The 25,075-nt window shown below is 39.5% G+C and carries 22 protein-coding genes; 2 read left to right on the top strand and 20 right to left on the bottom strand.

The genetic code is table 11. The features are described from left to right. Positions 1 to 62 precede the first annotated feature (62 nt). Complete coding sequence (locus HMPREF1116_RS08040; protein WP_000017634.1) at positions 63 to 683, top strand: TVP38/TMEM64 family protein; 621 nt, start codon at positions 63 to 65, stop codon at positions 681 to 683. Positions 684 to 970: 287 nt separating this feature from the next. Here the strand turns inward: HMPREF1116_RS08040 and HMPREF1116_RS08035 are convergent, their stop codons facing one another. From HMPREF1116_RS08035 to HMPREF1116_RS07940, 20 genes are all read right to left on the bottom strand, one after another. Continuing rightward, the gene (locus tag HMPREF1116_RS08035) at positions 971 to 2,125 is read right to left on the bottom strand and encodes an MFS transporter (RefSeq protein WP_007555392.1); all 1,155 of its coding nucleotides are present in this window, start codon (positions 2,123 to 2,125) and stop codon (positions 971 to 973) included. Between the two features lie 237 nt (positions 2,126 to 2,362). After that, positions 2,363 to 3,289 (bottom strand): permease-like cell division protein FtsX, encoded by a 927-nt coding sequence (gene ftsX / locus HMPREF1116_RS08030; protein ID WP_000625530.1) that lies wholly within the window; start codon positions 3,287 to 3,289, stop codon positions 2,363 to 2,365. After that, a complete protein-coding gene (ftsE, locus tag HMPREF1116_RS08025; RefSeq protein ID WP_000022259.1) occupies positions 3,282 to 3,974 on the bottom strand; it encodes a cell division ATP-binding protein FtsE in 693 nt (230 codons plus the stop codon). Before ftsE ends, ftsX begins: the two co-directional genes overlap by 8 nt. A gap of 15 nt (positions 3,975 to 3,989) precedes the next feature. After that, positions 3,990 to 5,085 (bottom strand): peptide chain release factor 2 gene (gene prfB / locus HMPREF1116_RS08020; RefSeq protein WP_155811949.1). Its coding sequence is split into 2 segments (ribosomal slippage): positions 3,990 to 5,012 and positions 5,014 to 5,085, totalling 1,095 coding nucleotides; the frame shifts between segments, so codons are not numbered across the junction. Between the two features lie 283 nt (positions 5,086 to 5,368). Then, a complete protein-coding gene (locus HMPREF1116_RS08015; RefSeq protein ID WP_000848951.1) occupies positions 5,369 to 7,903 on the bottom strand; it encodes an MBL fold metallo-hydrolase in 2,535 nt (844 codons plus the stop codon). Between the two features lie 37 nt (positions 7,904 to 7,940). Next, positions 7,941 to 8,753, bottom strand: coding sequence for a LicD family protein (locus HMPREF1116_RS08010; protein ID WP_001290851.1), 813 nt, complete (start codon positions 8,751 to 8,753; stop codon positions 7,941 to 7,943). Positions 8,754 to 8,797: 44 nt separating this feature from the next. After that, entirely contained in the window at positions 8,798 to 10,954 is a 2,157-nt protein-coding gene (locus tag HMPREF1116_RS08005) for a LicD family protein (protein WP_001011705.1), read from the bottom strand. A 24-nt stretch (positions 10,955 to 10,978) separates the two neighbouring features. Next, positions 10,979 to 11,947, bottom strand: coding sequence for a glycosyltransferase family 2 protein (locus HMPREF1116_RS08000; RefSeq protein ID WP_000975116.1), 969 nt, complete (start codon positions 11,945 to 11,947; stop codon positions 10,979 to 10,981). Beyond that, positions 11,944 to 12,780 (bottom strand): LicD family protein, encoded by an 837-nt coding sequence (locus HMPREF1116_RS07995; protein WP_001281439.1) that lies wholly within the window; start codon positions 12,778 to 12,780, stop codon positions 11,944 to 11,946. Before HMPREF1116_RS07995 ends, HMPREF1116_RS08000 begins: the two co-directional genes overlap by 4 nt. A 140-nt stretch (positions 12,781 to 12,920) precedes the next feature. Next, the gene (locus HMPREF1116_RS07990) at positions 12,921 to 14,240 is read right to left on the bottom strand and encodes an LCP family protein (protein WP_000196420.1); all 1,320 of its coding nucleotides are present in this window, start codon (positions 14,238 to 14,240) and stop codon (positions 12,921 to 12,923) included. Then, on the bottom strand, positions 14,237 to 15,085 hold the full coding sequence (gene pheA / locus HMPREF1116_RS07985; RefSeq protein ID WP_000686394.1) for a prephenate dehydratase: 849 nt from the start codon (positions 15,083 to 15,085) through the stop codon (positions 14,237 to 14,239). The genes HMPREF1116_RS07990 and pheA overlap by 4 nt, the downstream gene beginning before the upstream one ends. After that, positions 15,082 to 15,558, bottom strand: a complete 477-nt coding sequence (locus tag HMPREF1116_RS07980) for a shikimate kinase (RefSeq protein ID WP_001151350.1) — start codon at positions 15,556 to 15,558, stop codon at positions 15,082 to 15,084. The genes pheA and HMPREF1116_RS07980 overlap by 4 nt, the downstream gene beginning before the upstream one ends. Then, positions 15,551 to 16,834 (bottom strand): 3-phosphoshikimate 1-carboxyvinyltransferase, encoded by a 1,284-nt coding sequence (gene aroA / locus HMPREF1116_RS07975; protein WP_000769883.1) that lies wholly within the window; start codon positions 16,832 to 16,834, stop codon positions 15,551 to 15,553. The genes HMPREF1116_RS07980 and aroA overlap by 8 nt, the downstream gene beginning before the upstream one ends. An 89-nt stretch (positions 16,835 to 16,923) precedes the next feature. Then, entirely contained in the window at positions 16,924 to 17,262 is a 339-nt protein-coding gene (locus tag HMPREF1116_RS07970) for a YlbF/YmcA family competence regulator (protein WP_000065982.1), read from the bottom strand. Between the two features lie 11 nt (positions 17,263 to 17,273). Further along, complete coding sequence (locus HMPREF1116_RS07965; protein ID WP_001140472.1) at positions 17,274 to 18,377, bottom strand: prephenate dehydrogenase; 1,104 nt, start codon at positions 18,375 to 18,377, stop codon at positions 17,274 to 17,276. A 9-nt stretch (positions 18,378 to 18,386) separates the two neighbouring features. After that, on the bottom strand, positions 18,387 to 19,553 hold the full coding sequence (gene aroC, locus HMPREF1116_RS07960) for a chorismate synthase (protein ID WP_001269895.1): 1,167 nt from the start codon (positions 19,551 to 19,553) through the stop codon (positions 18,387 to 18,389). A 9-nt stretch (positions 19,554 to 19,562) separates the two neighbouring features. Next, positions 19,563 to 20,630: a 3-dehydroquinate synthase gene (gene aroB / locus HMPREF1116_RS07955; RefSeq protein WP_000693982.1), complete on the bottom strand. Its 1,068-nt coding sequence runs from the start codon at positions 20,628 to 20,630 to the stop codon at positions 19,563 to 19,565. Between the two features lie 16 nt (positions 20,631 to 20,646). Then, the gene (locus tag HMPREF1116_RS07950; protein WP_000686854.1) at positions 20,647 to 21,504 is read right to left on the bottom strand and encodes a shikimate dehydrogenase; all 858 of its coding nucleotides are present in this window, start codon (positions 21,502 to 21,504) and stop codon (positions 20,647 to 20,649) included. Further along, positions 21,494 to 22,171, bottom strand: coding sequence for a type I 3-dehydroquinate dehydratase (gene aroD / locus HMPREF1116_RS07945; RefSeq protein ID WP_000780371.1), 678 nt, complete (start codon positions 22,169 to 22,171; stop codon positions 21,494 to 21,496). The genes HMPREF1116_RS07950 and aroD overlap by 11 nt, the downstream gene beginning before the upstream one ends. Continuing rightward, the gene (locus tag HMPREF1116_RS07940) at positions 22,168 to 23,331 is read right to left on the bottom strand and encodes a class I SAM-dependent rRNA methyltransferase (protein WP_001045026.1); all 1,164 of its coding nucleotides are present in this window, start codon (positions 23,329 to 23,331) and stop codon (positions 22,168 to 22,170) included. Before HMPREF1116_RS07940 ends, aroD begins: the two co-directional genes overlap by 4 nt. Positions 23,332 to 23,577: 246 nt before the next feature. On the opposite strand from HMPREF1116_RS07940, the gene HMPREF1116_RS07935 reads away from it, so the two are divergent. After that, positions 23,578 to 25,029 carry an alpha-amylase gene (locus HMPREF1116_RS07935; RefSeq protein ID WP_000795956.1) on the top strand — a complete coding sequence of 484 codons (1,452 nt, stop codon included), beginning with the start codon at positions 23,578 to 23,580 and terminating at the stop codon, positions 25,027 to 25,029. Positions 25,030 to 25,075 lie beyond the last annotated feature (46 nt).

Here is a 25,075-nt window from a genome sequence, read left to right as displayed (position 1 = left end):
CCATATAGTCTTTCTCCTCAAAATATGGTATAGTAGAATCATACTACTCAAGAGGAGTTTACATGTCACACGATAAAGAAATGAAAGCTGTTTCTCCCCTTCTACAGCAAGCAATCAATATTTCTTCCATCATCGGTGGAGTTGGTACTTTGATTTTCTGTATCTGGGCCTATCAGGCTGGCGTTTTGCATTCCAAGGAAACCCTATCTGCCTTTATCCAACAGGCCGGTATCTGGGGGCCACCACTTTTTATCTTTTTGCAGATTTTACAGACGGTGGTTCCTATCATTCCTGGTGCTCTGACCTCCGTTGCAGGTGTCTTTATCTACGGTCACATTATTGGGACAATCTACAACTATATCGGCATTGTCATTGGTTGCGCCATTATCTTTTACCTGGTTCGCCTCTACGGAGCACCCTTTGTTCAATCTGTCGTCAGCAAGCGTACCTATGATAAGTACATCGGTTGGCTAGACAAGGGCAATCGCTTTGATCGATTCTTTATCTTTATGATGATTTGGCCGGTTAGTCCAGCGGACTTTCTCTGTATGCTAGCAGCTCTAACCAAGATGAGCTTCAAGCGTTACATGACTATCATCGTTCTGACCAAGCCCTTTACCCTGGTCGTTTACACATACGGCTTGACCTACATCATTGATTACTTTTGGCAAATGTTCGCCTGAGCACTAAAAAAAGTTGATCAAAAACTCAATTTTATACTCAATGAAAATCAAAGAGCAAACTAGGAAACTAGCCGCAGATTGCTCAAAACACCGTTTTGAGGTTGTGGATAGAACTGACGAAGTCAGTAACACATATACGGCAAGGCGACGTTGACGCAGTTTGAATTTGATTTTCGAAGAGTATTATCAGAAAATGAAAAAAAATAAAACGCATAGTATCAAGGCTTTTCAACACCTGATAATATGCGTTTTTCTGATTGTAAAGATTTTTTCTCAACCTCTTTTTGTTAACCTTCTTTTTTCAATAGGAGAGAAACAAGGACTGATGTCGCAATCATCCATGCTCCTAGAATGATAAAGGTCATTCGACCATTCGTTGTTACTAAACCAATTCCTGAAAGAACAAATGGTGTTAAGGAGGCACCAAAACTACATCCCAAGACAGCATAGGAAGTTGCTTTGTTAAGGAGCTTTGCTGGGATTCTCTCAGAAATTAACTGAAAGACAGTCGTCAGAGCGATGCTGTAGGCAAATCCTCCTAAGACCGAACCAGCAACGACAACCCAAAGAGAAGGTGAAAGAGCAATGATGATTTGCCCAATACCAAAGGTTACACCCGCAACCAATAACAATTTTTCCTTAAAGGCAGAGATGAGGAAAGAAAAGCTAATTCCGGCCAGAATCCCAATCAACTGCATGGCACTGAGGACCAGACTAGACAATTGAGCATCTCCAAAGCCTGCCTCAATCATGAGACTAGGAATTCGGAAGGTAATAGCTGTATTGGTACATACAATGACTGCAGCACCGATAGCTAGAAAGAAAATCAACTGTAGCATGGAGCGAGTTAGTTTCGCTACTTCTTCTGTCTTTTGCTTGGACTCATGAACTTCTTCTTTGTTATAAGGGACAAAGAGAAGGAAGAGTACAAGAACCACTAAACCTGCTGCATAGGCTAAGAAGGTTGCAGTCCATCCAAAGGTCAAGAGTTGACCAACTGCCAGAGTCAAGATAGAGGCTCCCACTACCTCAGCTGACCCACGAAAACCAAGCATCTGGATACGAGTTTTGCCATGGTACCGTTCACTGATGATCGAGATGGCCTTGGCGTTTAGCATCCCCACACCAATTCCAAAAAGGAGACGAGTAGCAAAGACAAAGTAGTACCCCTGATACCAGAAGGGAGCTGTTCCGCTGATTGACAAAATCAAAAGTCCCAAGGTCAGCTGGAGACGTTCAGGAAAAATCCGTTCTAAAACTCCATTTAAGAGGAGCATGGCCATAATCCCAAAGGATGGAAGGCTGACCAAGAGCTCGACCTGACCAGTCGAATAGCCCTGATAATAGTCAAACATGGCTGGTAGGGCACTTGATATAGAAAATGATGTGATCAATACTAACGACAGGGAAAGTATACTCACTTTTTCCAAAAATTGTTTCATCTTATCCTCATTCATTATTTATGTTAAGTCAAAAGAGCTAGATATTACTCTAGAGAAAAAAGATTCCTTTCTTCTAGTCCCTATCACTCTTTTAGCAAAAAGGTCCTTTCCTATCATACACTGTTTCCCAAAAATTGGCAAGCAACTGCTTTATAAGTTCAACATAAAAAGTAGGACCATCAGACTCGGTGAAGCCTGTTGAATCCTACTTTTATAGATTTTAGTAAACTATCTTACTTAGATTTTCAAGAATCGACGCATTGAGATTCCTGAACCAAGTGAACCGATACAGATTCCGATGAGGAACAAAAGACCAATCATCAATGGAATAAAGGTATCTGGGGTAATCAAGGATAGGTTTTGTCCAACCAAGGATGGGTTGACAGATTGGAATACTCGGTTATAGATAAAGTAAACCAGAACTGATGGAAGAGCTGCTCCCAACAAACCAATAAAGGCTCCTTCTAGCAAGAATGGGCCACGGATGTAGCTGTTTTTAGCACCAACCAAACGCATGATTTGGATTTCACGACTACGTGAAATGATAGTGATACGAATGGTATTTGAGATCAAGAAGACCGCGATGAAAATCAAGAGTCCTGCAATGAACAATCCCCAAACACGGATGAAGGAAGCCAACTTGAAGAGGCGTTCCGTATTGGCACCACCGTCTTGAACTTCCGAAACTCCTTCGATTTTCTTAGCTTCTTCAGCGACTGGTTTCACATCACTTGGTGAATTGGTATCTACGATGTAGGCATCATGAAGAGGATTGGCATCTCCTTCAAAAACCTTCCACTCGTCACCCATGGTTTCAGTCAGCTTTTGGTACTGCTCTTCTTTACTTGAGAAAGTTACATTTTTAACAGCTGGCATAGCCTTGAGGGCATCATAAACCTTGTGGTAATCATTGTTTGTAACTGTTTGGCCCTCTTTGACAATGGTTTCACTATTGTCTTCAACGTCTTTACGGACATAAACCATGACGCGAACGTTGTTTTCGATATCCGTTGCCAATTTTGCAGTATTAAAGATAACTGAGGCAAAAATAGCAACCAAGGTCAAGGTAATCATTACTGAACTGACAGCAGCAATGGTCATCCACCCATTACGCTTTAAACTCTTTAAAGCTTCGAATAGATGGCGGAAAAATCTACTAATCATCGTATCCGTACTCTCCTTTCGCTTCGTCACGAACCACACGACCATTCTCGATGGCAATGACACGGTGGCGCAAGGTATTTACGATTTGGCTGTTGTGGGTCGCCATCAAAACAGTCGTACCTTGGAGATTGATGCGCTCCAAGAGGTTCATGATTTCCCATGAGTTATCCGGGTCCAAGTTACCTGTCGGTTCGTCGGCAATCAATACCTTAGGATTGTTTACGATAGCGCGAGCAATGGCGATACGTTGTTGCTCACCACCTGATAATTCATTAGGGAATGAACGAACCTTATGCTTCAAGCCGACAAGATCCAAAACTTCCATAACACGTTTTTTGATATTGCGACGGCTTTCACCGACAACCTCCATTGCGTAAGCAATGTTCTCATAAACAGTTTTCTTTGGCAAGAGTTTGTAATCCTGAAAGACAACGCCTACGTTTCTACGCAAAAGCGGAATATCTCTCTTTTTAATCTTAACAAGATTAAAACCTGCAACCTGCAAACTTCCTTTTTCAACTTTAACTTCACGGTACAAGGCACGGATAAAAGTTGACTTACCTGCACCTGAAGGACCTACGATATAGGCAAACTCTCCTGGTTCAATGTTCACAGAGACGCCACGTAGGGCTGTTGTCCCGTTGTCATACTTTTTGACAACATCTCTCATTTCAATGATCGACATGTGACTTCCTTTCTTTTAACTAATACGCCATTTTAGATAGGCATCGATGAAACCATCTAAGTCCCCATCCATAACCTTATCTACCTGCGCAACTTCAAAACTGGTACGGTGATCTTTCACCATGGTATAAGGGGTGAATACATAGGAGCGAATCTGGCTTCCCCATGTAATTTCTTTCTTATCCCCCTTAAGGGCATCTACCTCAGCAGCTTTCTTTTCCTGCTCCATTTGATAGAGTTTTGCCTGGAGCATCTTCATCGCACGATCACGGTTTCCGTACTGAGTACGGTCAACGGTTGATGCAACGACAATCCCTGTCGGAATGTGGGTCAAACGGACACCTGTTGAAACCTTGTTGACGTTCTGTCCACCTGCTCCACCCGAGCGGAAAGTATCCATCTTGATATCATCTTCTCGGATGTCAACTTCAATAGTATCATCCAACTCTGGCATAACTTCTACAGAAGTAAAGGAGGTGTGACGACGCTTAGCTGAGTCAAATGGCGAGATACGTACCAGACGGTGAACTCCCATCTCTGACTTGAGAAGTCCATAAGCATTTGGGCCTTCAAAAGACAAGGTCACTGACTTAATACCTGCCTCATCACCAGCTTGATAATCCAAGACTTCAACTTTAAAGCCTTTAGCATTACCATAACGAGTGTACATACGAAGTAGCATATCGCCCCAGTCTTGGGCTTCTGTTCCACCAGAACCTGGGTGAATCTCTAAAATAGCATTATTATGATCATAAGGCTCTGACAAGAGCAGAGTCATCTCGTAGCTAGTCATCATCTGATCTAGCTCAGCTAACTTCTCCACCAACTCATCTTTAACAGACTCATCCTCTGCTAAAAAGTCTAGTAAGATTTCAGCATCATCCTGCAACTCCTCCATCTTGTGGAAAGTATTGTAGGTATTTTTTAGTTCATTTAATTCTTGCGACGTTTTTTGGGCCGCAATATTATCGTTCCAAAAATCAGGTTCTGTCATTTTGTTTTCCAAAATGGCAATTTCTTCTTCTAACCCTTCGAGGTCAAAGAGACCCCCTAAAAGAAGCTAATTTTTCACGATTGGCGTCAATTTTTTGACGAATTTCTGAAATGTCCATATATACTCCTTTTTTGTATCGTTTTATTATACCATAATTTTTCTTATTTATCTAATCGGTGTTTTTTAAAATTTCTTATCAAAATATTTCTATTTGAAGACGAAGGGGTTCTTTCAACAAGTTAGGGTTTAAAGAATCAAAAAACACCCCAAAGCTGACCAATATTCTCATTCTAAAAACATTGATTGATTCTCTGAGATGTATATAAATACTATTTTAAAAGAAAAGTATCTGACAGGTCTGAACGTAGCACCTAATCAGCTTTCTAGCAAAGCAACTAAGATCATTCTTTATCTGCCTTCAAAGTCGGTTTTGTTTCAGCAGCTTCATCTTTTTCATTGACTTCTGCCGATTTTTCTTCCTTCTCTACTAGCTTATCAGAATCCTTCTTAGGCTTTTCTTGACTTTCCTGAACTTCTACTTTATCAGGATTCAAGCTCCAAATGCCATCTTGATTGACCTTGTAACCATCAGGTGTTGTTCCATTTCTCAATAAGGAACCATCTGCTTGGAAATAGTACCAGTTGCCATTCAGTTGTTTCCAGCCAGTCTGCATAGCTCCGCTTGCATTGAGATAATAACGAGTGCCATCGACATCTAGAAGACCTGTTGCCATGACACCATCCTCAGGTTTGAGATAGTACCAAAGTCCTTTGTCTTTGAACCAACCTGTCTTCATGGCTCCACTTTCTGTAAAGTAGTAATACTGGTTATCTAGCAATTGCCATCCTGTCTCCATAGCTCCACTTGCATTGAGATAATAACGAGTGCCATCAACATTTAGAAGACCTGTTGCCATGACACCGTCCTCAGGTTTGAGATAGTACCAAAGCCCTTTATCTTTGAACCAACCTGTCTTCATAGCTCCGCTAGTTGCGAAGTAGTAATAATGATTGTCTAACCATTTCCAACCAATTTGCATGGCTCCACTTGTATTAAGGTAATATCGGGTTCCATCAATCTCTTGAAGACCTGTTAACATGATGCCGTCTTTATCTAGATAGTACCAGAGTTCTTTATCTTTAAGCCAACCTGTCTTCATAGATCCACTAGTTGTGAAGTAGTAATAATGATTGTCTAACCATTTCCAACCGGTCTGCATAGCTCCACTTGCATTGAGGTAATAACGAGTGCCATCAATCTCTTGAAGACCCGTTAGCATGACACCGTCTTTATCCAGATAATACCATGTACCCTTATCCTTAACCCAACCTGTTTTCATAGCTCCAGAACTTGCAAAATAGTTCCAATGACCTTCAGTAAAGATCCAACCGGTTTGCATCATCCCTTCTTGATTGAAATAATAGGTAGCTCCATTGATTTCTTTTTTTCCAACGATTCGAGTTCCCTCTTCATCAAAGTAGTACCAGTTTCCATCTATTTTTTGCCAACTAGATGCAGTTCCTTCTGTTTGAAGAGCACCACTACTTGCAAAGAGCATCTTCTTACCATTGAAGACTTGTAAGCCAGTTAGCATTTTACCATCCTTATCAAAGAGGTATTTTTGACCACCAATTTCAGCTAGTTCATTGTAACGTCTTGCACCGTTTGACTGGATATAGTACCAAGTATTATCATGATAGAACCAACCACCCGTCTGCATTTTACCATCATTGTTTAGGTAGTAATCATTAAATTTTGGTTCTCCATTCCATTCGTCAGTGATACGGAGCCAACGACCACTCTGCATTTGACCTTTTCCGTTAAAGAAATATGTAGCACCAGCAATATCATGCCAACCAATAGCCATCTGACCATCTTTTAAACGATACTTCCAGTAACCATCTTCTTTATACCATTTCTCTTCAACAGTAGGAATATTCGGAAAATCTCCTGAGACATTTGTAAAGCCTTTATCACTAATATCAAATACAGTTGCATCCTGAGTTTTACTTGATGCATGAATCACTTGAATATTTTTATTTTTTAGATAGTCTCTCGTTGAAGCGAGGTTAATATCTCCTCCAGTTGTTTGGATAATCATACTAGGAGAAAGGTGTTCAATGAAACCAATTGTATTAGAAACCTTGGCATCGTAATGGTGATTCCATTTCATCATATCCACTTTTCCAATAACAGGCCCTAATTTATCTTCAGCTCCCTCAGCATTATCCAAATCGCCACCAAGATAAATTCTTTTTCCTGCTACAGTCACTACTGCAACAATTGAATTGGAATTATCATCAAGAACTCTTTTTAGGTTTCCATCAGCATCATATTCATTTTTATAATTATAAAGTTGAATATCCATATCCCCAAATTTGAACTTGCTATCTTCATCTTTTATGTCTTGAATAAGTGTAACTCCCTTATTCTGTGCAGCACGAAGAGCATTATCATAATTGAAAAGGTTATCCCACAATCCCCAAGTGCTTGTAATTCGTTGATCCGAATATTTTTTCAAATAGAATTTATCGACTTGATAGCGATTAAGAATTTCATCTGCTCCACCAATATGGTCGCTATGAACATGAGTTCCTAATATAAAATCTAATTTCTTGACACCTAATTGATCAAGATGGCGAATCAACCGATCTTCCAAAACTTGATAATTGTTAATAGAAATTCCCCATCGATTTGGATAACGTGTATCCGTTCCATCCGGAAAGTCATAATCCTCTCCCATATCAATCAAAGCATAATGACCATTACTTTCTAGTAAAATAGCATCACTTCCAGAGTTAGCTTTTGTATTGATAAAGTGGATACGATTCCCTGAACCTGCTGAGATTGTATCTGCATTTACTGTTTGTGCTTGAATTATTGATGCCGATAAGATCAAGGCACTAAGTAATATTGATTTTTTAATAGTTTTCATAAGGCATTCAACTTTCTATTTTTTATATACTCTTTCGCTAATCAATCCAATAATTCTTCTCATTTCCTGGTATCTGTTTGTCAGCAGGAGGCGGAGTCATATAATCTTCCCCAAATTCATAGACAAGAATCTCATGATATCTTCTTGGTACTTTTAGGATTAGATTTTCATATGGCATATCAATTGTATCATACAGCCATTCTGCTTTAATGCCAGCTGGATAGTATGAATCATAAGTTGAACAAACCAAGTCTGTAGAATTTTCAACACTGTATTTTAAGGCAAGTTGTTCTAGCTTTTGATTCCAGAATTGAGGAGATGTAAATCTGAATATTGCTGACGCGATATAACGAGGAAGATTTTTAATCCCTCCGTTTTCGTATTTAATTCCTTTAAAGTTCAAAGACGATAGACGAATTAGTTGTTTATATAGTTTCATTTTCTTACGATCTTGTTCGTCCGTAACAAGACCATCGTACGGGAAGACATCTACGCAAGTTCCAAGCACAACACTTGGATCTAAAAGATTCGAATCTCTCCGTGTTCGAATATCGTAAACACGCATATAACTATATGGATAACCCTTCGTTTCTCTAAAAGAAATCAGCTTATAGTATGGGTGGTTATCGTTTTTTAGAACTGCGTATAACTTTTCAAATTCATCTCTAGCTAAAGAAATGTCTGTATCATCATCCCAAGGAATAAAGCCTTTATGACGTACAGCCCCAAGCAAGGTTCCAAAATCGATAAAATATTTAATATCATGTTTTTCACAGATTTTATGTAAATACTCTAGAATATCAAGTTCTACTTGCTTGATCTCTTCTAGACTTAAAATTTTCTCAGACATCTTTGTCACTCCTATTTTTTACTCTTTCCTAAGATGAAAAAATATTATCCATTCTCTACAATTTTCCACAGTTTGAAGTCATGATGGGAAACCTGTTGCTCCACTGGTGGCAACTGCATATAGTTTCCATAATCGGAAGTAAGAATTTCATGGTAGTGTTTTGGTATCAAAAATTCTTTCCCTTCAAAATTACCAATTTCAACATCTTCTAACCATTCTCGTTTCCAAACAGGTTTATTCATATCTTTATAGATAAGATAGTCTACTTGTTCATAATCTTCTACTTTTCTAGATTTTGCCAATTCATCGATTTGAGAAACGTACTTATTTGTGTTTGTGAAATAAAAGATAATAACAGAAATATAGCGGATAATTGAATTTACTACACTTTTAGTATTCGTAATTCCTTTGAAAGTATAACAACTTAACTGGCGTTTCTTGATGATTTTAGTCATTTTATCCTTAAACGCCTGATCATCTTCATAACCATCTACAGGGAAAATATCTACATAGATACCCATATTTGAATCAATTCGCACATCTTCCTCAAGTAGGTAGGTTCGATTATCTTGAACCTTCATGAAAGGATAAACATAATTGATATTATTTTTATAAGACATGACTTCGTATCGTTCATCTGGATGGGCAATCAAATAATCTTGTAATTTTTCATAATCATCTCGAAGCATACAAATATCCATATCATCATCCCATGGAATAAAACCTTGATGACGAACTGCGCCAATTAAGCTACCATAAGCTAAGAAATACTTAACACCAATTTTCTGACAAACTTCATGAATATACTCCATGATTCCTAATTCCATCTGTTGGATTTCAGAAATATCTGTCACTTCCTCATAACGGATATTTTTTTCTTTCGAACAGACTGTTAAACCATAACCAATCACTAACCAGAAAATAATATTGATAAAGTTTGTAGAATACATGATCTGACTTTCAAACAATTGTCCAAATAAAATACCAAAAAATAGAATCATAATAAATTTTTCGCTATTCTTCTTAGACACAATTAAATAAGTAACAAATCTTCCAGCGATATAACTTATTAAAATGATGAAAGAAAGTAAACCTAATAATCCTGAACTTACAAAAATTGTTACAAATATATTGTGGAAGTTCCCACCAATCAGCGAATTCTGAATTTCAAATTTACTAAAGTACTCTTTATAGTAATCGGTAACATTTCGAACACCATAGCCAAATAACGGTTTTGCACTTCCCATTTTAATAGCATTTTTCCAGATATAAGTACGACCACTTGGTGTCGTCTCGATTAGGTGAAGTTCCCCGTTTTTCTTGGCTACGTCCGAATCTGTCTCTGAATATGATTTGCCTTTATTTAAGTCAATTACAGTTGCCTTGGCTGCTGAAATGTATATAGAAGTTACATAACTAATACCAATATTACTACCTGTGAGTAAGATACTAGCTACTAGAAAAGTAAGCCATTTTTTGAGTAATTTTCCTCTAGAAATAAAAAGACAATAAATTCCAAGCATCAAAATGACTGATAAGAGTGCTCCTCTACTCTGCATGGTTGCAAAATAGATTAACTGAATCAGATTATTTATCTTTAGATAAACTGAGTATTTACTTCCTTTATGAATAAGGTACAAAGCAAAAACAATGCTGATATAAGAAAAAATAGCACTTGCATTTGGATTAACAATTCCCCACAAGCGTCCATTCATAACACCATAATAATAGGATTGTTCTCCAATTTTAAATAATATTAAGACTCTAAATATTAAAAGAACAAAAGCAAATATGGCTGAGAAAAAAGAAACAATTTGAACCGTTCCTGCAATCAAGCGAATTAACTTCTTTAGATACTCTAAATTCACCATGGTAAATAGTAAAATGTAAGTTATCATAAAGAAGATTTCAACCATATTTCCAAGTAAGTGGCCTGAACGATTAACCAGTGTTGCTACTAGATGACTCCCCGTCAAAAGCCCAAATAAACCTAGGAATTTCTTATCGATTTCTATTCGTTTCCAATTTAACAATAAGGTTAAACAAATACAAAGAACAACAACTGCTGATAATCCCTTGTAAACAGGATTTGTTACTTTATAGACTAGTGAACTCATGCTTAAAATCGAAATAAAAACAAACAGATATGAAATCCAAAATTTTGATTTTTCAAAGCATTCATTCGTTTTTGAAAAATTCATCTTCAACTCCTTTAAATGACATTATTAATTCAAGCCGACAATTTGTCTATAGATCCATGGAGAAACAAGGAGCGACAAAACGGCTATTTTTCGAAAATGAGTAAAATAAGGGTCTTTTAATATCTCAGATAAATGATTAATAATCCACTTTCTCAACTTAACTTTTTCTGTTCGATATTGGCTTGAATCTGTAAAAATTATTTTATCATACACTGTGATATAGGACCAACATTCTCTATTCACTAATTCAGTTCTGAGTTTTGGAAATCTTTGAAAAACTTCAGAAATAATAATCTTATAGACCTCTATGGTATCAAATACATGATTGTTGACAGAAGTTGTCGCACTTCCCTGACGATGATCATAATAGTAGATTGGTTTATCAATAAATACGCTTGTACATTTGGTTTTTAGTAAAACTTCTGTTAAAAACAATGCATCCTCAGCCAAATGATAGTCTGTATTGAATATAAAACCTGAAATAATCTCCCTTTTAAACAATTTTGCAACAGGGAAAAAAGAAGTCCGGGTTGTTATCAATAATTCTCTCATTGTCTCCTCTGTCGACCACTTTTCTTTCTTTCCTGAAAAAACTGGTAATTCTGTAATTTGACCATTTTTTATATGGTGGAGACGCGCTATACTAAAGCCGATAGAATCGTCACTATCAACTACACTTATTAAAGTTTCCAAATAATCTGGTGTAATAAAATCATCACTATCAATAAAAGTAATCCATTCTCCTCTTGAATGTTGAATACCTACATTTCTAGCATTTGAAACTCCAGCATTCTTAATATGAAAAACTTTGATATTTTCATTTTTAGATGCCAACTGATCACACAAGTCACCACTCTGGTCTGTCGAACCATCATTAATAAGAAGCAATTCAAAATTGGTATAAGTCTGTTTTAAAATCGACTCTACACATCGTTCCAAATAAGCTTCTACATTATAAACTGGAACAATAACGCTAATTTTTTCTTTCATCATGCCCCATATTCTCCCTTATATTCAGTGTAACTCTTATCCATATCTGCTATAAGGGCATCGTGGTGAGGCACTTGCTTGTCAGCTGGTGGTGGTGTCATGTAATCACCAAAAGCTGTGCTTAGATAGGCATCGTAACCAACTGGAATAGGCATTTCTGTTCCTTCGAATGGTAAGAAAATGCTATCTTCAAAGGCATGAATTGGATACTTCTTCTTCATGTAGCCCGGACCTGAACATAACTCTGTGATGCCATCACTTTCAACTGGACCATACTTAGTCATTTCTTTCTCAGCCTTTTTCCAGATACGATAACGAAGGGCTTTAGGAGTTAATCCTAATAAAATCGTGCTCCCCCATTTCATGAGAGCTCCATGATTTTCTGGAATGGTTTGGGCACAAAAGAGAGAATAAATCAAAGCCCAACGTACCTGTTTCTTACGTTCTGCTGGGTTTTTAGGATAGTAATCCAAGGGAAGAACATCCAAGGCTAAGCCATGTGGAAGATCCAAGTCCTGTTGGTAAGGCTTGATGCAAGTTGTTGCCTTGTCTCGAATAGTGATAAAGAGGTTGCGATCAACAAAGTCTCTATCACTTTTTGATAAGAAGTAACGCTCATCCGCATAACGAGGCCATAACTCTGCTAATTTTTCATAATCCTTGCGGGGCATAAAGAAGTCTAAATCATCATCCCAAGGAATAAAACCTTTATTTCGTAGAGCTCCAATAGCTCCTCCACCACACAAATAACAGAGTAAATCGTGTTCTTTACAAAAGGCGACAAAATATTCAGCCATCTCTAGGCTACGAGCTTGAATTGCCTTTAAATCACTCATCTTATTCTCTTCCTCTTCTATAGAATACATCATTCTATTATACCATAAAAATAGTTTATAAATCCATCTGACCATGTGAAAAATCAAAGCCTAAGATACATTTTTTCATATGTACCTCAAGCTCTGATTCATTTTACATTTTATCTAAATCCCATTTGGGCCAATTTATTTTGGTAAGCTTTTTGGTCCACTCGAAGGGATTGACCGCCGTATACGTCAAAGTCATCTACCCAGTCTCCAAGTTCTGGAACTGTCAATCTTTCAATACCATTCTGCGCACCTTCAAGGACTGATAAGCCATTGGTCAATAAGAAAGTATATGGAAGGTTTGTAGAGGTCATGGCGAATACTTTTCCTAGTGCTTCCGAACCAGTGAAAAGTTTTGTCGGATCTTTAATTTGTTGTAAAACAGCAGTCATGACTTGTTGCTGTCTACGAGTACGCCCATAGTCCCCTTCATCATCATCACGGAAACGTGCATAGTTGAGAAGAGTCGAACCATTCATCTGTTGTTTCCCAGCTCGAATGGTTTGAGTCGGTGACTCAGTTTCCGTTGCGTGCAAGTCATCTCCTACAGTCGCTTCTGTAACTGGAACCCCGTTTAGAGTTGAAAACTGAGCATCAATGGTCACACCATCAGGGAAAAGCGTATCAATGGCTGTCGCAAAGGCTTGGAAATCGACAAGGGCATAATATTTGATGTCTAGATCAAAATTATCCTTGAGGACCTTGCGGACCATTTCAGCTCCTTGTTTACCTTCTTGTTCCCCTAATTCGTAGGCTAAGTTTAATTTATGGTCGGTCTGTTTTTGACCATTGATGACTTGGCTATATCCATCAATATAGACCAAGTTATCACGCATAAAGCTAACGAGCTTCAATTTTTTATCTTTGCCACTTACATTCAGAACCATAATGGAATCTGTCCGTGTTTCTGCACTATTCTGTCCAATACGGCCGTCTGTTCCTAAAATAAGAATATTAACCCCATCACGCGTATCTTGTCCATTGAAGACTTCAACCTGAGCAGCTTTGGCATCTTTGGTCCCATTTGAGCTATTAGGATTCGCCGATTGGAAGCCCTTTAAGAACATGACGATCATTCCAACTGCTACACAAAGGAATAACATCCCTAACCAAGCAAATAAGCGTTTAAAACGAAAACCTCTTTTTTTCTTCAGCTTCTTAGTTTTTGGAACCTTCGTTTCCAGTTGAGCTCCACCACTACGGCGGCTAGAGCGACTACGATTAGCATAGGTTGGCAGGTCGATACCAGAATCTGAAAGAAGTTGTTCCTTGGCTTCTGGATTGAAAACTTCCGCTGAACCTTTTTGACCTTCTAACTTAGCATGTAAAAAGTCAAATTCTCTCTTTTCTTTTTCATTTAAATAATGAATATTTTTCAAAAGATAGTCATATCTCAGTTTTTCATGGTGTGTCAAAGGATTCTCTCTAGTCATTCCTTCTCCTTTCCTTTATCCTGTATGGTATAGATAGGATAAGCACCTAGTACTTTATACTGGATTCCAATCGTTTCCAGTTCTTTTTGAGCAAAGTGGACCAGTTCTTTATCAGTATAAGCGACATCAATGATAAAAAAGTATTCTCCCAAGGCTGTTTTTAGGGGACGACTCTCAATTTTAGTCAAGTCAATCCCACGCCATGCAAAGGTAGAAAGTGCTTTGTATAATGCACCTGGTAGATTATCCGGCAAGGTCAAGGCCAGGCTCATCTTTTCAGAACTTGCTTCCAAAGGGATTTGTGGTAAGTTAGGCCCCAAAACCCAAAAGCGAGTAAAGTTGGCTTCCATTTCTTGAATATCTTGAGCGACCAGTTCTAATCCATATTCCTCAGCAGAGCTTTTTGGAGCAATAGCTGCAAATGGTTGATCTGGATGTTCGGAAACGTACCGAGCAGCATAAGCTGTACTTGCCGTTACCTCTAATTGAGCGTCTGGAAAATGTTCATCGATAAATTTCTTCCCTTGGGCTAATGCCTGCGGATGAGAAAAGATTTTCTCTATTTTAGACTGTCCTGATACTGCCATCAGCTGTTGATGGATTGGCTGAACAATCTCTGCCACAGCTTGAATGCGAGCCTGGTGGAAAAGATAGTCCAGAGTCTCATGGACACTACCTTCAATGGAATTTTCAACCGGCACTACTGAATAGTCTACCAATCCCTGTTCATATGCCTTGATAACGTCTGTAATATTTGAAAATGGCTCCAGTTCCTCATGAGGAAAAGCCGTCTGCACCACATGGTGCGAAAAAGATCCTTTGGGACCTAGATAGGCAATTTTCATCTTAGTTCCTCTATAATTTCCTCTGGGCTTAGCTTGGACACATCGATAACTTTACTAGCCACTTCCTCATACCAAGCCTGTCTTTCATTAAAAATTCCTGCCAAATCTTCCTTACTATTTTTTAGAAATAGCGGGCGTTGATTGTCCTTATCATCTGCAATTCGCTGGTAAAGGGTCTCAAAATCTGCTTTAAGATAGATGTTGTCTGGATTTTGCTTGAGTAAGTCACGATTTTTCTGAGAAATGACCACTCCACCACCAGTAGACACGACTTGGTCCGTTTTTAGTAGGTCAGCCAAAACTTCTTCTTCTATCTGACGGAAGGCTGCTTCTCCTTTTTCTTCAAAGAAACGAGCAATTGGCATCCCCAGTCGGTCTTCAAGCAAGGCATCCATGTCTACAAAGTCAGGATCTAATCCTCTAGCAATAGTTGATTTTCCTGCACCCATAAAACCTAGTAAAACCTTAGCCATGAATCAAAGTCTCCAAATCATCAAAGAAGCTTGGGTAGCTAGTATTAATGGCTTCTGCACGATCCAATTCGACCTCTCCATCTGCAACTAAAAGAGCTGCAATGGCTGTCATCATGCCGATACGGTGGTCACCAAAGGTATTGATTCTGGCACCATGGAGGGTAGATTTTCCTTCGATAATCATGCCGTCTGCTGTAGGAGTAATAGCTGCTCCCATGCTATTTAAAGCATCTGCGACAACTTGAATACGGTCAGTTTCTTTAACCTTGAGTTCTTCTGCATCTTTGATGACCGTTTGCCCTTGAGCTTGGGTAGCTAGGAGAGCAATAATTGGTAATTCATCAATTAAACGTGGAATCAAAGCTCCACCAATTTCTGTTCCCTTCAAATCTGAAGTTTCAACAGTCAAGGTTGCAGACTTAGCAATTGGATCAATATCAGTAATCTCTAATTTGCCACCCATAGCACGGATAACATCAATAATCCCTGTACGAGTTTCATTAATACCGACATTCTTAAGTACCACACGAGAATTAGGAACAATCAAACCTGCCACCAACCAAAAGGCTGCACTGGAAATGTCTCCAGGTACGACAACCGTTTGCCCACTTAGTTTTTGTGGTCCCTGAACAGTGATTTTCTTACCATCGACACTTAAGTCTCCACCAAATTGACGCAACATATCTTCTGTATGATTACGAGTGCACTCCTTCTCAATGATGACAGACTGACCTTGAGCCTGCAAAGCCGCAAAAATCAAGGCTGATTTAACTTGAGCAGAGGCAATCGGCAATTCATAATGAATAGGTTTTAAGTTTTTTGTACCTTTTAAGTGCAAGGGTGGCAAGTCTCGCTCTGTTTGACCTGAAATACTAACTCCCATTTTTTTCAATGGAAGGGTCACACGGTCCATCGGACGTTTAGAAAGACTGTCATCTCCAAACATCTCCACTTCAAAATCTGCACCAGCAAGGACGCCTGAAATCAAACGAATAGAGGTACCAGAATTCCCCATATCGAGAGCATTCTGAGGGGCTTTCAATCCATCCATACCAACACCTTGAATGGTAACGACACCGTCTTTGTCCTCAATCTCAACACCAAGGTCACGAAAAACTTGCATGGTTGACAAAACATCTTCACCACGTAAGATATCATAAACCTTAGTCTCACCCTCAGCCAAGCTCCCAAAAATGATCGAGCGATGACTGATGGACTTATCACCTGGTACTCGAATACTACCATTCAAATGGTTAATGTTTGTTTTTAACTTCATACTAGACCTCATACTGACAATACTTTTTCTTATTTTATCATAAAAAGTCAGAAATTTCTTAAAAATTCCTGACTTTATGAGGTAAATTCTTATTTTAAAAGTTCTGAAATTGGTTCAAAAACAATTTTTTCAATATCAGATAGATAAATAGAAAGTTGTTGCTGTTTGGCAAAGAAGGCTGACAAGAGAGCGTTGCCCTGAATCAACTTGCCAAAGCTTTCCATTTTTTCTTGGAAAGAAGCGTCTGGCATTTGACCAGTTTGGGCCATCACTTGGATTTCATGCTGAAAAGCAACATAATCCGCAAAAATCTTGCTAGCTTCTGCATCGGCTTGAATAGCATCTCTAGCTTCTTTAACCGCCTTGTATTCAGGCAACTCACGTAGTCCACGACTAAGTTCGTTTGCACTATCATAAATATTTGACATAATTGTCCTCCTTATTTAATAACGACTGTGTAATTCGTATTTTCTGTAATGACTTGCTCAGCACGTTTTAAATCCTGAGCATTCTTAAAGGAAATCTGCAGAATACCGTGAATATCTTCACGGTTTTCCTCATTGATATGGATATTGACCAAGGAAGTTCCTCTTAGCAATTCCAAGATGCGCAAGATAACATCTTCCTCATCGGGAACATCGACATAGAGGTCATAAGAACTGTCAACACCGCCACGTTTATGGATTTCCATAGCTTGGCGTTGCTCCCGCGCTTGATTGAAAAAGTTCCAGATTTGGTTTTCATCACCCTTACTAATAGCTTGTCCAACCTCATCTAAACGTTGCTTGAAATCCTCGATGCGTTCAATAATAGTTTCTCGATTGGATAAGAGGATAGAAGTCCACATTCCTGGCTCACTTTCGGCGATTCGAGTCATATCACGGAAACCACCTGCCGCAAAACGTCGGGCCATCTCATGCTCTTCAGCATAACTAGCAGTTTGTTCCATCAAACCTGATGCTAAGATATGAGGAAAATGACTGATCTGAGAAGTCACTCTGTCATGCTCTTCAGCATCGATTTCAATGAAACGAGCGTGCAAACCTGACAGCAAGTCCTTCATTTCTTCGAGCGTGTCTGGAGTCGTTAAGCTCGAAGGCGTGAAGATATAGTAGGCATTTTCAAAAAGATTAACATCTGCAGAGGCCGCTCCTGTCTTATGACTACCTGCCATAGGATGAGCTCCAACAAATCGAACAGGCTTATCTGCAAAACAGTTCTCAGCTGTAGCCACGATAGCTGACTTGGTCGATCCAGCATCGGAAATAATGACACCTTCTTTCAAATTCAAAGTTGCCAAATCTTGTAAAAAAGTAATGGTTTGCTTAATTGGCAGGGTAAGAATGATGACGTCTGCAAGTGGAGCAAAACTGGCAAAATCATCCGTCGCACGATCAATCATTCCTCGCTCCAAGGCAATATCTCTAGATGCCTGACTGCGATTGTATCCTAAAATTTCATAATCAGGATGATCCCGCTTGATTCCCAGTGCCATGGAAGCACCAATCAAACCTAGTCCTGCGATATAGATGGTTTTAGCCATAAGAACTCCTTAATAATTCTTTGTATACTCCCGATGTTTAGCAACAGCTTCTTTTAATTCCTCCAGATTATCAGAAGAGAATTTCTCTAGAATTTCCTGGGCCAAAACTGTTGCTACGACTGCTTCCATAACAACACCTGCTGCTGGAAGAGCGGTTGGATCACTTCTCTCCACCGTTGCCTTATAAGGCTCATGGGTTTCAATATCAACGCTCATCAATGGTTTATAGAGAGTTGGAATTGGTTTCATGACCCCACGAACAATAATCGGTTGACCATTGGTCATACCACCTTCGAAACCTCCAAGATTATTGGTACGACGAGTATAGCCATCTGCTTGTGACCAGAGGATTTCATCCATGACTTGGCTACCCTTGAGATAACCTGCTTTAAAACCAAGACCAAACTCCACACCCTTAAAGGCATTGATGGAGACAACCGCTTGAGCTAATCTTGCATCTAGTTTGCGATCCCATTGGACGTAGGAACCAAGACCTACTGGAACGCCACCGACAACTGTTTCGACAACACCACCGATGGTATCTCCATCACGTTTAATCTGATCAATATAGTCCTTGATTTCCTGCTCACGTTCTTGGTTAACGATAGAAACTTCTGACTGGGCAGCTAGTTTTTTGATCTCTGCGACTGTTAAGTTTTCTGGAACATCGATTTCCTTGCCACCAAAGACAACAACATGGTTGGCAATTTCGATATCAAGCTCAGCCAATAGACGTTTAGCCACGGCCCCAACTGCTACTCGCATGGTCGTTTCACGGGCAGATGAACGTTCCAGAGAATTTCGCAAATCATCAAAGCGGTATTTGATACCGCCTACCAAGTCAGCGTGACCTGGGCGAGGATGAGTGATTTTTCGTTTACTTTTAAGTTTGTCTTCAATATCCTCGGCAGACATAATATCTAGCCATTTTTGATGGTCTTTGTTAATGACATCCATGGTAATGGGAGCCCCTGTCGTCTTCCCGTGGCGAACACCAGAAGTAAAGACAACTTGGTCGCTCTCGATCTTCATGCGTCCACCACGACCGTAACCACCTTGGCGACGTTTGAGATCCTCATTGATATCCTCGGCAGTCAAAGGAAGACCTGCTGGAACCCCTTCAATAATTGCTGTCAGACGAGGACCGTGTGATTCTCCTGCTGTTAAATATCTCATACATTCTCCTTATTTTACCAAGTAATCTTTCATTTCTTCGAGAGAAACTGGGTGAATCCTTGCTGAACCAAGTTCTGGTACCAAGACTAATTTCATAGTGTTGCCACGCGCTTTTTTATCATGAATTAAAGCCTGATAAAGCTTATCAACATCCCAGTTTTCATAATCCACAGGAAGGCCAAATTTCTGACACATTTCTCGGATTGACTGAGTGATTCCAACTGGCATAAGGCCTTTTTGTTCTGCGACCTTTGAGACCTGAACCATTCCCATCGCTACTGCCTCACCATGCATAACACGTCCATAACCAGCAGTCGCTTCGATAGCATGGCCAATTGTATGACCAAAATTGAGATACAGACGAATGCCATTGTCCAATTCATCTTCAACTACCATCTTGCGCTTGACCTGACAAGAGTACTCAATCAAACTTTCTGAATGTTCCAATATGCTTTCGACAGAACCATCCATATCGGATAATAGGTCCCAGAGTTCTGGATCTTCAATTAAGCCATACTTGATGACTTCACCCATTCCTTCAATCAACTCTCTCTTACCTAAGGTTTCAAGAACGGTTGGATCAATCAAAACGCCGTCTGGTTGGGCAAAAGTTCCCACCATATTCTTAGCAAAAGGAGTATTCACTCCTGTCTTACCACCGATTGAAGAGTCCACTTGAGCAGTCAAACTGGTCGGAATTTGAACAAAGTGAATACCTCGCATATAGGTTGAGGCTACAAAGCCAGCCAAATCACCAACGACACCACCACCTAAAGCTACGATGCCGTCACTGCGAGTCAAGTCTTGCTTAACTAGAAATTCATAAGCCTTTTGAACTGTGGTTAAATTTTTTCGCTCTTCACCCTCTAGAAAAGCAAATAGAGCCACTTGAAAACCAGCATCCTCTAAGTTCAGCTTGACCTTTTCTGCATAGAGAGAAGCCACATGGTTATCGGTAATGATAACGACTTTTTGCGGTTGCCAAAGTTCCCGCAACCATTTTCCTGCTTGAGACAGGCATCCTTTTTCAATCTGAATATCATAAGGATGGTGGGGAAGGTCTATTTTGATTTTCATAGCAGTTCTCCTTTTTTCATTTTTGATACTTTTGTTTTAGTAATTCCCAGATTTGAGCGGTTGGCATTTCCTTGCCTGTCCATAACTGAAAAGCTTCCGCCGCTTGGTAAAGCAACATGCCTAGGCCATTGATAGCTTGATTGCCCTGGTTTCTTGCCCACTTTAGAAATGGTGTTTCAAAGGGTTGATAAATCACATCTGCTACCAAGAGCCTCTCTGGTAAAACGATACTTATTGGGATTGGCTGAGATGCTCCATCCATCCCCACACTGGTCGCATTGACCAAGAGTTCAGCTTTTCGAATGTTCTCTTGGAGCTCTTGAGCATCCTCTAAGGCAAACAAATCTACTCTAAAACCTGTTTCATACTGTAGCTTTTCTAAGTAAGGTTTTGTTTTTTCCATTGAAGCCGAGCGTACAAAGACAGAAACTTGACTGACTCCATCCAAGATTGCCTGTGCCAAAATTGCCTTGGCTGCGCCACCTGCTCCTAACAAGACCATTCTTTTCCCTGATATTTTAAAAGAAGGCAAGCTCTTAAAGAATCCCTTGCCATCTGTGTTATATCCAATTAAAGTTCCCTCTCGATTCACCACTGTATTGACAGCACCAATCAAACGAGCTTCTTCACTCAATTGATCCAAATAAGGAATCACCTGTTCCTTGTAGGGCATAGAAAGATTGATTCCAAACATCTGGTAACGACGAATGTTGGCAGCTGTTTCTGCCAAGTCAGTTCCTTCTACCTCCCAAGCAAGATAAACCCCATTGGTATTGGTTGCCTCAAAAGCTTGATTGTGAATGAAGGGTGAAATGGAGTGTTTGATAGGATTGGCGACTACAGCTGCTAAACGTGTGTAGCCATCAATCTTCATTTAGTATCTCCCTAATTTTTTTCATGCTAGATAGAGAAATCTGTCCTGGAGCACTGGCTTCGTCCAGACTTGCAAAAGACCAGCTAGAACCCGTCACATCTGAAGTGATACGAGAAACCTTACCCATTTTCCCCATAGAAATCGTCACATATTCTTGTTCTGGGTTCAGTGTTTTAAAGCCACGCGTAAAGTTCATAAGGTCCAATACATCTTGTTCTGTATGAGCCATAACCGATACTTTAACCACTTTTGGCGTTAGACTGGTTAGCTCGGATAAGATTTCCATCATATTCTCTGGAGTTTCTTGGAAATTATGATAACTCAAAACTAGATTTGGAAAATCAAGCATTTCTTCGAAAACATCCTTGTGAGAAAAATACTCAAAATCGATATATTCAGGTTGATAGAGTTGAGCTACATCTTTGATAATTTGTACATACTCCGCCGAATCCAAATCGATCTCGCCTCCCTCAGCACGAGTTCGCAGGGTAAAGAGGAGTTCGCGGCCTGCAAATTTTTCAAAAATAGCTGGAGCTACCTGTAAAATGACTTCCTTTGGTAGGAAGTCGGCACGCCACTCAATGATATCAGCATCGATATACCGCATGGCATCGATTCCTTGCGCCTCTTCTAAACTCTTTGGCATTACTGAAACGACTAATTTCATTTAGTTACCTTCATGCTAATCACCTTAAGGTAATTACTACTTTCATCTTTTTCATTGTAGACAAAGTCTGCTGGAAGTCCATATTTATTAAGAACCTGGTACTTTCTTCCTGCAAATCCTTTGTCGATTTGTTCTATAAATTTTTGACGGGAAACATTGGCAGCATTGGTGCTAGCAATGATCATACCTCCCGGATTTAAAATCTCTAAACTCTGGGAAATCAACTTGTGATAGTCCTTAGCTACAGAGAAAGTTTGCTTTTTATTACGGGCAAAGCTAGGTGGATCTAGAACGATCACATCATAAGACAAGCCCTTACGTTTAGCGTATTTAAAGTATTCAAAGACATCCATAACAATGAAACGATGATTGTCAAGACTGAGTCCATTGGCATGAAAATGAGCTTCTGACAGTTCTCTGGAACGTTTGGCTAGGTCTACAGAGGTTGTTTCACTAGCTCCTCCCATAGCTGCAGCAACTGAGAAAGCTGCTGTGTAGGAAAACATATTAAGCAAGGATTTCCCCATAGCTAAACCATCAACCAAGCTACCACGCACTTCATGTTGGTCCAAGAAGATGCCTGTCATAAGACCGTCATTCATAAAGACTTGATAGAGAACTCCATTCTCAAGAACTGTAAAATTTTCTGGTGCTTCTTGACCATAGATATGGGCAGACTCATAGTCTAGACCTTTACAACGAATCTTTTCATAGGCACCTAAGACTTCAGGGAAAACCTGAGCAAAGGCTGCTAGGATCTGTTGGCGAAGCCCATAGACATAGGAGTTATACCAGGAGAAAACAACATAATCTCCGTATAGGTCCAGAGTCATTCCACCAAAACCATCGCCTTCTTGATTAAACAAACGAAAGGCAGTTGTCAACTCATCTTGATAGTAAGAAGAACGTTTTTGTTTGGCTTTTTCAAACAAACTTTCAAAGAATTTTTGGTTAAAAGAAAGCTTCTGGTTCGTTACAAACCAACCAATCCCCTTATTTTGACGAGATAAATAGGCCTTGCCCAAAAACTGCTTGTTTTGACTAAATAACTCGACTTCTTGATCAGTTTCAGATAGTTCTGGAAAATCAATTTCCTCCAAAAGTACTAGACCTTGGTTTAGTTTTTTTTCAACACGTCTACTGACGAATACTTTATTCATAAATACTATTATAACAAATTTTGTGACAATTCACAAAATAGAAACTATTGATTCATCCATCATCTTGCCCTATCTGAGAGAATTTTTCCTCCCATTAGTCCTACTATTTTTCTTTTATAGTATTTCAACACTTCCAGTTGAAAAATAGACATAAATTTCAAAGAGTTTAATTATAACGCAAACGTTTGCATATTCTTTGGCTTTGTGCTACAATAATTCTCATCACTGTAAGTAAGAGGATCAACTATGAAAAATCAAACCCTAATGCAATATTTTGAGTGGTATCTCCCCCACGATGGAAATCACTGGACACGCCTAGCTGACGACGCTGAACATCTAGCCAACTTAGGTATTAGTCACATTTGGATGCCCCCTGCCTTCAAGGCAACAAATGAAAAAGACGTTGGTTATGGTGTCTATGACTTGTTTGACCTTGGAGAATTTAATCAGAAGGGTACTGTACGTACCAAGTATGGCTTTAAAGAAGACTATCTTCATGCCATCCAAACTTTAAAATCTCATGGGATTCAACCAATGGCTGATATCGTCTTAAATCATAAGGCTGCTGCAGACCATTTGGAATCTTTCCAAGTCATCGAAGTTGATCCAGAAGATAGAACTGTTGAACTAGGCGAACCTTTTACCATCAATGGCTGGACTGGTTTTACCTTTGACGGACGACAAAACACCTACAATGACTTCCACTGGCACTGGTACCACTTTACTGGAACTGACTATGATGCCAAGCGTCGTAAGTCTGGCATCTATTTGATTCAAGGTGATAATAAAGGCTGGGCTAACGAGGAATTAGTTGATAACGAAAATGGCAACTATGACTATCTCATGTATGCAGACCTAGATTTCAAGCATCCAGAAGTCATACAAAATATCTACGATTGGGCAAATTGGTTTATCAAAACGACTGGTGTAGCTGGTTTCCGTTTGGATGCAGTTAAACACATAGACTCTTTCTTTATGCGCAACTTCATTCGCGATATCAAAGAAAAATATGGTCAAGATTTTTATGTCTTTGGAGAATTCTGGAATCCAGACAAGGAAGCAAATCTGGACTACCTTGAAAAGATTGAAGAGCGCTTTGATCTTGTCGATGTTCGCCTCCATATGAATCTCTTTGAAGCAAGCCAAGCTGGTGCAGACTATGATTTGCGTACCATCTTTAATGATAGTCTCGTTCAAATCAAGCCAGATAAGGCTGTAACCTTTGTCGAAAACCATGACACCCAACGAGGTCAAGCTCTGGAGTCTACTGTTGAAGAATGGTTTAAACCAGCAGCCTACGCCCTCATTCTTTTGCGAGAGCAGGGGCTTCCATGTGTATTTTACGGAGACTACTACGGTATTTCTGGTCAATATGCTCAGCAAGATTTCAAAGATGTTCTTGACCGTTTGCTAGCTATTCGAAAAGAGTTGGCTTACGGAGAGCAAATCGACTACTTTGATGACCCAAATTGTATCGGTTGGGTCCGTTCAGGAGCTGAAAATCAATCACCACTTGCCATCGTGATTTCTAATACCCAAGCAAACTCTAAAACCATGTTCGTCGGTCAAGAATGGGCTGACCAAACCTTTGTTGATTTGCTTGGTAACCATCCTGACCAAGTAACTATCAATGCTGAAGGTTATGGAGATTTCCCAGTTACAGAACGCTCGCTTAGTGTATGGGGACTGGCTAACTAATCAATTAATACTCTTCGAAAATCTCTTCAAACCACGTCAGCTTCCA

Origin of the sequence: Streptococcus sp. SK140 (genome assembly GCF_000259525.1) — a bacterium.
In the GTDB taxonomy this organism is placed as follows: Bacteria; Bacillota; Bacilli; order Lactobacillales; family Streptococcaceae; genus Streptococcus.
The sequence above is the reverse complement of the archived record's forward strand: the minus strand, read 5'-3'. Positions and strand labels throughout refer to the sequence as shown.

Coding starts and splice junctions, on each gene's coding strand:
- HMPREF1116_RS08040 (WP_000017634.1), top strand. CDS start 63: ATGTCACACGATAAAGAAATGAAAGCTGTTTCTCCCCTTCTACAGCAA.
- HMPREF1116_RS08035 (WP_007555392.1), bottom strand. CDS start 2,125: ATGAAACAATTTTTGGAAAAAGTGAGTATACTTTCCCTGTCGTTAGTA.
- ftsX (WP_000625530.1), bottom strand. CDS start 3,289: ATGATTAGTAGATTTTTCCGCCATCTATTCGAAGCTTTAAAGAGTTTA.
- ftsE (WP_000022259.1), bottom strand. CDS start 3,974: ATGTCGATCATTGAAATGAGAGATGTTGTCAAAAAGTATGACAACGGG.
- HMPREF1116_RS08015 (WP_000848951.1), bottom strand. CDS start 7,903: ATGAAAACTATTAAAAAATCAATATTACTTAGTGCCTTGATCTTATCG.
- HMPREF1116_RS08010 (WP_001290851.1), bottom strand. CDS start 8,753: ATGTCTGAGAAAATTTTAAGTCTAGAAGAGATCAAGCAAGTAGAACTT.
- HMPREF1116_RS08005 (WP_001011705.1), bottom strand. CDS start 10,954: ATGAATTTTTCAAAAACGAATGAATGCTTTGAAAAATCAAAATTTTGG.
- HMPREF1116_RS08000 (WP_000975116.1), bottom strand. CDS start 11,947: ATGATGAAAGAAAAAATTAGCGTTATTGTTCCAGTTTATAATGTAGAA.
- HMPREF1116_RS07995 (WP_001281439.1), bottom strand. CDS start 12,780: ATGAGTGATTTAAAGGCAATTCAAGCTCGTAGCCTAGAGATGGCTGAA.
- HMPREF1116_RS07990 (WP_000196420.1), bottom strand. CDS start 14,240: ATGACTAGAGAGAATCCTTTGACACACCATGAAAAACTGAGATATGAC.
- pheA (WP_000686394.1), bottom strand. CDS start 15,085: ATGAAAATTGCCTATCTAGGTCCCAAAGGATCTTTTTCGCACCATGTG.
- HMPREF1116_RS07980 (WP_001151350.1), bottom strand. CDS start 15,558: ATGGCTAAGGTTTTACTAGGTTTTATGGGTGCAGGAAAATCAACTATT.
- aroA (WP_000769883.1), bottom strand. CDS start 16,834: ATGAAGTTAAAAACAAACATTAACCATTTGAATGGTAGTATTCGAGTA.
- HMPREF1116_RS07970 (WP_000065982.1), bottom strand. CDS start 17,262: ATGTCAAATATTTATGATAGTGCAAACGAACTTAGTCGTGGACTACGT.
- HMPREF1116_RS07965 (WP_001140472.1), bottom strand. CDS start 18,377: ATGGCTAAAACCATCTATATCGCAGGACTAGGTTTGATTGGTGCTTCC.
- aroC (WP_001269895.1), bottom strand. CDS start 19,553: ATGAGATATTTAACAGCAGGAGAATCACACGGTCCTCGTCTGACAGCA.
- aroB (WP_000693982.1), bottom strand. CDS start 20,630: ATGAAAATCAAAATAGACCTTCCCCACCATCCTTATGATATTCAGATT.
- HMPREF1116_RS07950 (WP_000686854.1), bottom strand. CDS start 21,504: ATGAAGATTGATGGCTACACACGTTTAGCAGCTGTAGTCGCCAATCCT.
- aroD (WP_000780371.1), bottom strand. CDS start 22,171: ATGAAATTAGTCGTTTCAGTAATGCCAAAGAGTTTAGAAGAGGCGCAA.
- HMPREF1116_RS07940 (WP_001045026.1), bottom strand. CDS start 23,331: ATGAATAAAGTATTCGTCAGTAGACGTGTTGAAAAAAAACTAAACCAA.
- HMPREF1116_RS07935 (WP_000795956.1), top strand. CDS start 23,578: ATGAAAAATCAAACCCTAATGCAATATTTTGAGTGGTATCTCCCCCAC.